General features: G+C 37.0%; 7 protein-coding genes and 1 rRNA gene. 6 read left to right on the forward strand and 2 right to left on the reverse strand.

Annotation, left to right across the window (positions count from 1 at the left end; genetic code table 11):
• A 5S ribosomal RNA gene (gene rrf / locus JOD29_RS20005) occupies positions 1 to 93 on the forward strand; the annotation flags it as partial.
• A 272-nt stretch (positions 94 to 365) separates the two neighbouring features.
• On the opposite strand, the gene JOD29_RS20010 is transcribed toward rrf, so the two are convergent.
• Positions 366 to 1,034, reverse strand: coding sequence for a LytR/AlgR family response regulator transcription factor (locus JOD29_RS20010; RefSeq protein ID WP_124767045.1), 669 nt, complete (start codon positions 1,032 to 1,034; stop codon positions 366 to 368).
• Between the two features lie 200 nt (positions 1,035 to 1,234).
• On the opposite strand from JOD29_RS20010, the gene aceA reads away from it, so the two are divergent.
• The 5 genes from aceA (at position 1,235) to JOD29_RS20035 (ending at position 8,260) form a co-directional block, all read left to right on the forward strand.
• Positions 1,235 to 2,518, forward strand: coding sequence for an isocitrate lyase (aceA, locus tag JOD29_RS20015; protein ID WP_124767044.1), 1,284 nt, complete (start codon positions 1,235 to 1,237; stop codon positions 2,516 to 2,518).
• A gap of 198 nt (positions 2,519 to 2,716) precedes the next feature.
• Positions 2,717 to 4,318: a malate synthase A gene (gene aceB / locus JOD29_RS20020; RefSeq protein ID WP_124767043.1), complete on the forward strand. Its 1,602-nt coding sequence runs from the start codon at positions 2,717 to 2,719 to the stop codon at positions 4,316 to 4,318.
• A gap of 212 nt (positions 4,319 to 4,530) precedes the next feature.
• A complete protein-coding gene (gene ade, locus JOD29_RS20025; protein WP_124767042.1) occupies positions 4,531 to 6,276 on the forward strand; it encodes an adenine deaminase in 1,746 nt (581 codons plus the stop codon).
• A 277-nt stretch (positions 6,277 to 6,553) separates the two neighbouring features.
• On the forward strand, positions 6,554 to 6,952 hold the full coding sequence (locus JOD29_RS20030) for a YkvA family protein (protein ID WP_124767041.1): 399 nt from the start codon (positions 6,554 to 6,556) through the stop codon (positions 6,950 to 6,952).
• Between the two features lie 36 nt (positions 6,953 to 6,988).
• Positions 6,989 to 8,260 carry a DUF5050 domain-containing protein gene (locus JOD29_RS20035; RefSeq protein ID WP_124767040.1) on the forward strand — a complete coding sequence of 424 codons (1,272 nt, stop codon included), beginning with the start codon at positions 6,989 to 6,991 and terminating at the stop codon, positions 8,258 to 8,260.
• Between the two features lie 238 nt (positions 8,261 to 8,498).
• Here JOD29_RS20035 and JOD29_RS20040 read toward each other — a convergent pair.
• Positions 8,499 to 9,106: transposase (locus JOD29_RS20040; RefSeq protein ID WP_205101745.1), on the reverse strand; the 608-nt coding region annotated here is incomplete at its 5' end.

Below are 9,106 nucleotides of genomic sequence, written 5' to 3' on the forward strand. Positions count from 1 at the left end.
CACACCCGTTCCCATACCGAACACGGAAGTTAAGCTCTTTAGCGCCGATGGTAGTTGGGGGCTTCCCCCTGTGAGAGTAGGACGTCGCTACGCAATTTAAAGCCTAAGCAAAAGCTTAGGCTTTTTTTATTTAATTTTAAAAACCTTAACTAAAACTATTAACAAAAACGTACGTATGAATAACATCGGTTACAGTATTTAGGTTGTTTTTATTCATCAGAAAGTGGTGGAAGATCGAGAGTCGACAAGTGACAAAGAAATTTATCTCCGTCACCTGTGAATATTAATCGACAACGAATCCTAAGGTTTAAGTATAAACTTACCTTCTCTTTATTAATTATATTGTAAGTTATGTGATATAAATTTTAAAATTCCAAAACACTTCTTAAATGACTTAGATAAGTTTGGCTAATCGGAAGTTCTACTCCATTTTTCAGTAATACAACAAAATTTGAAGCTAAATCTTTTTTTATTTTTTGGATGTAGTAAATATTTAAAATATACGACCGATGGATACGGATAAATTGTTCTGGTAACCTTCTTTCGAGCTCCTTTAGAGTAATATTCGTTTTGTATTGTTCATTTAGCGCGTAGAACCATGTGCGTTTTTGCAAACTTTCAATATGGGAGATTTGATCAGTCGGAACAGGTGACCAATCCTCATTCTGCCTACCTGTTAAAAATTTGTATGGCTGGTTCTCATTAAAGAAAATTGAAGGTAGGACAATAACCAAGGCAGCTTCCAAGTCGTCAATAGTTAGTGGATATCCGACTACGTAATATGGAACATCGAAAATTGACTGATCGATTACTTTGTCTGTTTTTCGTCTAGTTTTTAGAACACGCGCTGCAATACTATCTGGTAGTACCTTTTCCCTCAGTTTTAAATGATTATGTTGTGTACTTTGTGCTAAATAAACGTAAGAGTCCCCTATTGCTACAACGATAGAAGCTTCTTTAGGAATCCAATCTTCCAAAATAATCTTTAATTGTTCAAATCCCCCTTCAGGAATATGTAATTCTCTTAATTTCATATTTACAATTTCCCCCTTGTGAAATACAAAATCAACGTTCATCCTTTTATATCTTATTGTTATCCTCAAAATATGGTGTTTGGTCATAAAGTGGTGCAAAAATTTCCATTCTGTTATATATTAATTTACAACAAGTAAATCTGTTATGGAACAGCTGGGGGAAGAATTTTTTAACACAAAGGGGAAGGTGTGAATCGTTTATGTCTACAAGACAAGAAAAGATTGCTGCATTAAAGAAAGAGTGGGCTGAGAATCCAAGATGGAAAGGAATTAATCGTCCATATACTGCTGAAGAAGTTGTAAAATTACAAGGTTCTGTTGTAGTTGAACAAACATTGGCTAAGCGGGGGGCAGCTCGTTTATGGAAGTCTTTAAATGAAGAAGACTTTATTAATGCATTGGGCGCATTAACTGGAAACCAAGCGGTGCAACAAGTGAAGGCAGGTTTAAAGGCTATTTACTTATCTGGGTGGCAAGTAGCAGCTGATGCCAACCTGGCAGGTCAAATGTATCCTGATCAATCTTTATATCCTGCAAACTCAGTACCACAAGTTGTTAAGCGAATTAACCAAGCGCTACAACGTGCTGACCAAATCGATCATGCAGAAGGTCGTAATGATGACTTTGACTGGTTTGCTCCAATTATTGCGGATGCAGAGGCAGGTTTTGGTGGACCTCTGAACGTATTTGAACTTGTTAAGGGGATGATTGAAGCGGGTACTGCAGGTGTTCACTTAGAAGACCAACTTGCCTCCGAGAAAAAATGTGGTCACTTAGGTGGTAAAGTATTACTTCCAACTCAAAATGCAGTACGTAACTTAGTAGCTGCTCGACTAGCAATGGATGTTATGGGTACTGAGACAATTCTTATTGCTCGCACAGATGCAGATGCTGCTGATATGGTGACGAGTGATATTGACCCTCGTGATGCTGAATTCATTACGGGCGAACGTACGCCTGAAGGATTCTTCCGTACTAGAGCCGGTATTCAACAAGCAATTGCTCGAGGTTTAGCATACGCACCTTATGCTGATCTAATCTGGTGTGAAACGTCTAAGCCTTCTATTGAGGAGGCTCGAACATTTGCTGAGGGAATTCATGCAAAATTCCCAGGTAAAATGCTTGCTTACAATTGTTCACCTTCATTTAATTGGAAAGCTAAACTTTCAGAAAAAGAAATTGCTGAATTTCAACGTGAGCTTGCAAAGCTTGGATATAAATTTCAATTTGTAACTCTTGCAGGTTTCCACTCTTTAAATAAATCCATGTTTGAACTTGCAGTTGATTATAAAGATAATGGGATGGCCGCTTACTCTAAATTACAGCAAGCTGAATTTGATTTAGAATCAAAGGGGTATACAGCAACAAGACATCAACGTGAAGTGGGTACAGGTTACTTTGACGAAGTGGCTCAAACAATTTCAGGTGGTACATCTTCAACTACAGCAATGAAGGGGTCAACGGAGACTGCTCAATTCATTTAACGAATTATTTAAACTGAGTACATTTAGCACTTTTCACTCTATGCGTCAGATTTTGCAGCAAGCATTAAAGGCTGCAAAATCTGTTCGCAAATCAATTGTAATTATATTGTTTAGTGACAGTGTTTTGAAAAAGGATAAAGACTGATTCTAAGCAATATCAAATTACAGTTATTTCATAAAAGGATGGGGATCTTTAGAATGAAACAGGCAACATCTCAGAAATTGAAAATAGTTGGAGAGTTAACGAGGGAAGTAAATGAGATTTTAACAACTGAAGCATTAAACTTTCTTCTTCAATTACATGAAAAATTTGATGGCCGTCGCAAGGAATTGTTACAGAGGCGTGCCACTCGGCAAAAACGTCTTGATGCTGGAGAAAAGCTAGATTTCTTAGTAGAAACGAAGCATATTCGTGAAGGTAAATGGACTATTGCGCCACTACCAAAAGATTTACAAGACCGTCGTGTAGAAATCACTGGACCTGCAGTAGACCGTAAAATGGTAATTAATGCTTTAAACTCTGGGGCTAAAATGTTTATGGCTTGTTTTGAGGATGCTTCAACTCCTACTTGGGAGAATATGATTGCAGGTCAAATAAATATGCGTGACGCTGTAAAACGAACAATTGAACTTACACAAGCTTCAAATGGAAAGCAATATAAACTAAAGGAACAATCAGCAGTTCTTTTAGTTCGTCCTCGTGGATTACATTTACTAGAAAAGAATGTTCTAATTAATGGAGAGGCAATGTCTGGTAGTCTTTTTGATTTCGGTCTTTACTTCTTCCATAATGCAAAGGAAGCGCTAGCACGTGGAACAGGGCCATATTTTTACTTACCAAAACTTGAAAGCCATCTAGAAGCCCGTTTATGGAATGATGTTTTTGTTTATGCACAAGAGTATCTAGGCATTCCACAAGGTACAATCAAAGCTACTGTATTAATTGAAACAATAGTTGCTGCATTTGAAATGGATGAAATTCTTTATGAGTTACGTGAGCATTCAGCAGGGTTAAACTGTGGACGCTGGGATTATATCTTCAGCTATATTAAACGTCTCCGTAATAATTCAGAGGTTATTTTACCTGACCGTGGTCAAGTAACCATGACCGTTCCGTTTATGCGTGCATATACCTCTTTATGTATTCAAACGTGTCATAAACGCAATGCACCGGCAATTGGTGGAATGGCTGCTCAAATTCCTGTTAAAAATGATGAACAGGCAAATGAAATGGCATTTGAAAAAGTACGAGAAGATAAGCGTCGTGAAGCAACAGATGGCCATGATGGTACATGGGTTGCACATCCGGGTCTTGTGCCAGTTGCAATGGAGCAATTTGATGCAGTAATGAAAACACCAAATCAAATAGATAAAAAACGTGAAGATGTTGCTGTAACAGCTGAAGATTTAGTTGCCGTTCCAGAGGGTACTATTACAGAAGGGGGACTCCGTGTAAATGTAAGCGTAGGTGTCCAGTATATTGCTTCTTGGTTACGTGGAAATGGTGCAGCACCAATTAATAACTTAATGGAAGACGCAGCAACTGCAGAGATCTCCCGTACACAAGTATGGCAATGGATTCGACATGAAAAAGGAAAACTAGAAGATGGACGAAACATTACATTACCATTTGTTTTAGACATTTTACAAGAAGAGCTTGAGAATATTAAAGAAGCAGTTGGAGGGCATGCTTATGGTAGTGGCCTTTATAAGGAAGCGGCAGATCTATTCAAAAATTTAATTGAACAAGATGAATTTGTAGAATTCTTGACTTTACCGGGATACGAAAAAATTAGCTAACAGGTATTATTCAAGGTTAATGTTTCTTACCATGAATGTATAGTACTAACCAATGTTCACTTAGGGTATTAATAGAATAAGTAAACTGGAGTGCTTTACTTACTTATACAAAGTAGTGAGGCACTCTTTTTTAATTTTTATACAAGAAGGAAATAACTAAAACGCTATTTAAATAAAATATAAAAATATGGAATTTAAGAAAGGGAAATCAAATGGATCAAAATACGCTTAGTCAACAAATAGAGGCATCTCAAAAAAGAATAGAAGCCGATTTTATATTAAAGAATGCGGTCGTTGCCGATGTATTTTCCTTAAGGTGGAGAAAGGCAAGCATTGTGGTGAAAAACGGTAAGATTATAGCTGTGGATGAAAATGATGATTTTTTCGCAAAAGTTGAGGAAGATGCAGAAGGAAAATATGTAATCCCAGGGTTAATTGATGCACATATTCATATTGAGTCATCCATGCTACCTCCATCACAATTTAATCAAGTCATTCTTCCACATGGAATTACTTCTGTTATTACAGATCCGCATGAAATCGTCAATGTATCAGGAAGTAAAGGAATGAAGTTTATGCTAGAAGATGCAAGAAATGCGGGGATTGATATTTACTTTATGCTCCCTTCAAGTGTTCCATCTACTTCTTTTGAGCACGCAGGCGCGGTGATGAAGGCAAAGGATTTAGCACCATTTCTTATAAATAAGGAAGTTCTAGGTTTGGCAGAAGTTATGGATTTTCCAGCAGTGCTAAATAGTGATTCTGACATGCTTGATAAGTTAATGATGGCAGTGGACTCTGGATGTATAATCGATGGACATGGGGCAGGACTTAATAGCTCTCAAATACGTGGTTATCGAGCAGCTGGAATTCATACCGATCATGAATGTGTATCCGCAGAAGAAGCACGTGAACGGGTTCAACAAGGGATGTACGTTCTGTTGAGAGAGGGGTCAGCGGCTAAAAATGTGGTAGACTTACTGCCAGCGATCAACACTGTAAATGCAAGACGATTTACGTTTTGTACAGATGATAAACATTTAGATGAATTAATTGAAGAAGGAAGTATTAATTATGCTGTGGCCCTTGCCATAAAACATGGGATGGAACCTCTTCAAGCCATCCAACTAGCCACTCTTAACGCAGCAGAATGTTATCGTTTATTTGGTAAAGGAGCAATCACAGAAGGATATATAGCTGATTTTGTACTATTAGAAGATTTGGAAACAATGAAAGCTAAAGCAGTGTGGAAAGATGGGGTGAAAGTTGCCGAAAATGGACAAGTTCTAAGAACAGAGCTAGCTCCTATTAAAATAGATGATGCCATACTAAACTCCGTACACATACCATCATTTAATGAGCAGGATCTTGCAATTCCATTTTTAAAAGGCAACAAAGCAAATGTGATTGAAATTATACCAAATCAAATTACAACAAAGCGGGTCGTAATGGAAGTAGAAGTGGAAAATGGTTATTTTAAACCCTCTATTGAAAGGGACCTTCTGAAACTTGCAGTAATTGAGCGTCATCATAAATTAGGAACGAAGGGTCTTGCCATTGTTCATGGCTTTAAATTAAAAAAGGGTGCAGTAGCTACAACAATAGCTCATGATTCTCATAATGCGATTGTTGTTGGGACGAATGATCAAGATATGGTAGTTGCATTAGAAGAACTTCAAAAAATCAAAGGTGGTCTTGTCGTTGCTAATGAGGGGAAAATTATTGGTTCCTTACCATTGGAAATAGCAGGGCTTATGTCAACACTCCCTGCATATGAGGCGTTAACTAAACTTCAGGAAGTTCATGATGCACTTCATCAGATTCATCCAGAGTTGAATTTCCACTTCTTTTTAACACTTTCATTTTTAAGTTTACCAGTCATTCCAGAATTAAAATTAACTGATACAGGATTGTTTGATGTTTCAAAATTTGAGCATATATCTATCGAAGTAGATTAGGAAGGACTCGATTTAATAGCAACGCGAAAAAAGTATTCGGAAGGTAATGCTAGCTAGCTATTAATGAGTGGAAAATTTTAAATTAGTAAATAGACAATGAAACCTTTAAGGAAACAACACCGTATATATTTATAGTACTACTAAAAGGGCTACTATTCTTGCAGGGATAATTCTTTTATGTAGTACTTTTTTGTTTGTTTGGAAATAATAGTCATAAGTTAAGTCTTTGAGATTAAATAAATAATCTTTTTGGATGCTGCTAAGAGGAGGAAGTACAATGGATGAGGATCTCCAATTACAAAAGGTCATAGAAGGAAAAGAGAAGCATTACTCACCTAAAAAGTTCATGCATAAAGTTCAGGAATATGGAATGAAATTAGGATTTAAAGGGTTACATAGTGCAACGACATTATACTGCGCGTTAAAAAGTCCAGAAATGCCAAAAAAAGATAAACTCTTTATTTTAGGTGTACTCGGTTACTTTATATTACCGGTTGACCTTGTAGCAGATTTTTTGCCAATGGTCGGACTAACTGATGATGCGATTGTGATTGCAAAAGCCATTTCAGTTATTTATCATTCAATTTCAGATGATATGAAAGAAGAAGCGCATCAAATGTTGAAAAAAATGTTTGGTGACCAATATCAATATAATGTAGAGCAAGAAATAGTATAGTAATGGATAACAGTAAAACCATTTGAGGTGTATACGATGTTAAAACGAATAACTCTTGTTGTCATCCTTCTGGTTTTCATAAAGCCAGCCTATGATTACGGCAAGCAGATTCTATCAGATGCGCAAAACATATTAAGTGAAGATAATGTAATAACCGATGTAACTTCTAAAGTCTTATCGGGAGAAGTTATGAAGGATATTGAGAAAACTGTTACGAATTCAGTTGAAGAGTCTCAATCTCCAATGGTTGCAACAACATCAGGTGCAGTTTTGCCTGACAAAGTAAATTCAGTAGAAGCATTAACAGATGCATTCTATTACTACTTTAGCCAATGGGAAACGAATTTTACAATTCACTATGTAGGTAGTACAAGTGACATTGAAAATATAATTGAACGGGCGACCAAAGATGCTGCTGCTCGTGATCAATACATTCAGGGGCATTTATCTGACCGTAAAATCGAATATGAGTATAGTAAGCTAGATGCTAAAATTACAGTACACCAACAATATTTAACGAATGCAGCACAAGAGGAAATTGTCAACAGAGAAGTAGCGAGTATTCTTTCTACAATATCACCGGAATCGATGACGGATTTTGAAAAGGTAAAGTTTGTAAATGATTATATTGTCAAAAACACAGCGTATAGTACGGAAACAACTATAAGTCCACATAGTGCTTGTGCAGTATTACAAGAAGGAAAGGGCGTTTGTCAGGGATATGCGTTACTTGCATTAAAGATGTTGCAAGAGCTTGGTGTTGAAACGAAGTATGTTGTGGGGGAAGTTTATACTGGTGGACACGCCTGGAATTTAGTCAAAGTTGATGGCCAGTGGTATCATCTTGACACAACTTGGAATGACCCTGTTCCTGATCGGAAAAATATTGTGAGCTACAAATACTTTTTAACTACAGATGCCAAAATGAAGTTGGATCATAGTTGGAACCAATCGGATTATCCGACGGCTACAAATGACAAGTATACAGTGATGAGTCAGGTCGACCATGCATATGAGGTTGATGGCGCTATTTATTATAGTAATGTAGATGACAATCATAAATTGTATATTCTAGATTTATCGACAGGGAAAACGAAACGATTAACTGAAGCACGTGCACAATTTATTGTTGGATACGGAAACTGGATTTACTTCAGTAATTACTCTAACGGTGCTTTTTTAACAAAAATTAAAACAAATGGCACCGAACAATCTATCGTTTATCGTGATGAAGTCAAAGATTTATTTATTGAAGATGGCTTCTTATACTTTCACACACCTGATGGGTTGAAACAAATGGAGTTATGATTAAATAAAGAGATGTTGACCGTTTAACTGTGCTACATGTCATATACTCGCACGAATACTTTTGCCATTTGAGCCCAACAAATGGCCCAATAAAAAATCCGCCTATAAATAGGCGGATTCAGATTGTCGACAAAAGGCCTTCAGAATGGTTTCATTCTGAAGGCCTTTTGTCTTTTTGAGATTTTCCGGGTATTTTTCAGTCTTATTTTAAACAAAAGTACTCGTCGAGTATTCTAATTCAGACCATTTTTGGAGCTTGCCAAGTCCAATTTGCAAGCTTCTTTAAATTCATGGCAGCAAAAGTAAGCATCGCCTGCATGGACAATTTTTTAATCCCACGTAGGGTTGTCCATCGCATACCATGCTTTTCTTTCGCATCCGCAAAGACACGTTCAATCGTTTCTTTACGTCTAGCATATATTTGTTTAATTTCGTTTTGATGACGAAGATGGTCCGCTTCCTCTACATGATGTGCCCAAATATGACGCTCAATGATTTTTCGGTGGTCTTTACTGTTTGTACATTGAGCAAGCAAAGGACAGGTTGCACACTGAGTAGGGTTCGATTTATATTGGCGTTTTCCATCTTTAGTCGTTGTTGAATATTCTAGGATTTGCCCTTCCGGACAAAGGTAGCAATCATAGTACTCGTCATAAACATACTCATGTTTGCGTAAAAATCCGTCCTTCGTTTTTGGTCGTGTATAAGGAAGTGCTGGTTGAATTTCATGTTCAAATAAGAATTTAGTGAGTGCAGGTGTTTTATAAGCAGCATCGGCAGCAACAGCAATTGGCTTCTTCACTTTTTCCATTACCTTCTCAACAAGTGGTTGAAGCATATGACTAT

Source organism: Lysinibacillus composti (assembly GCF_016908465.1).
Taxonomy (GTDB): Bacteria; Bacillota; Bacilli; order Bacillales_A; family Planococcaceae; genus Ureibacillus; species Ureibacillus composti_A.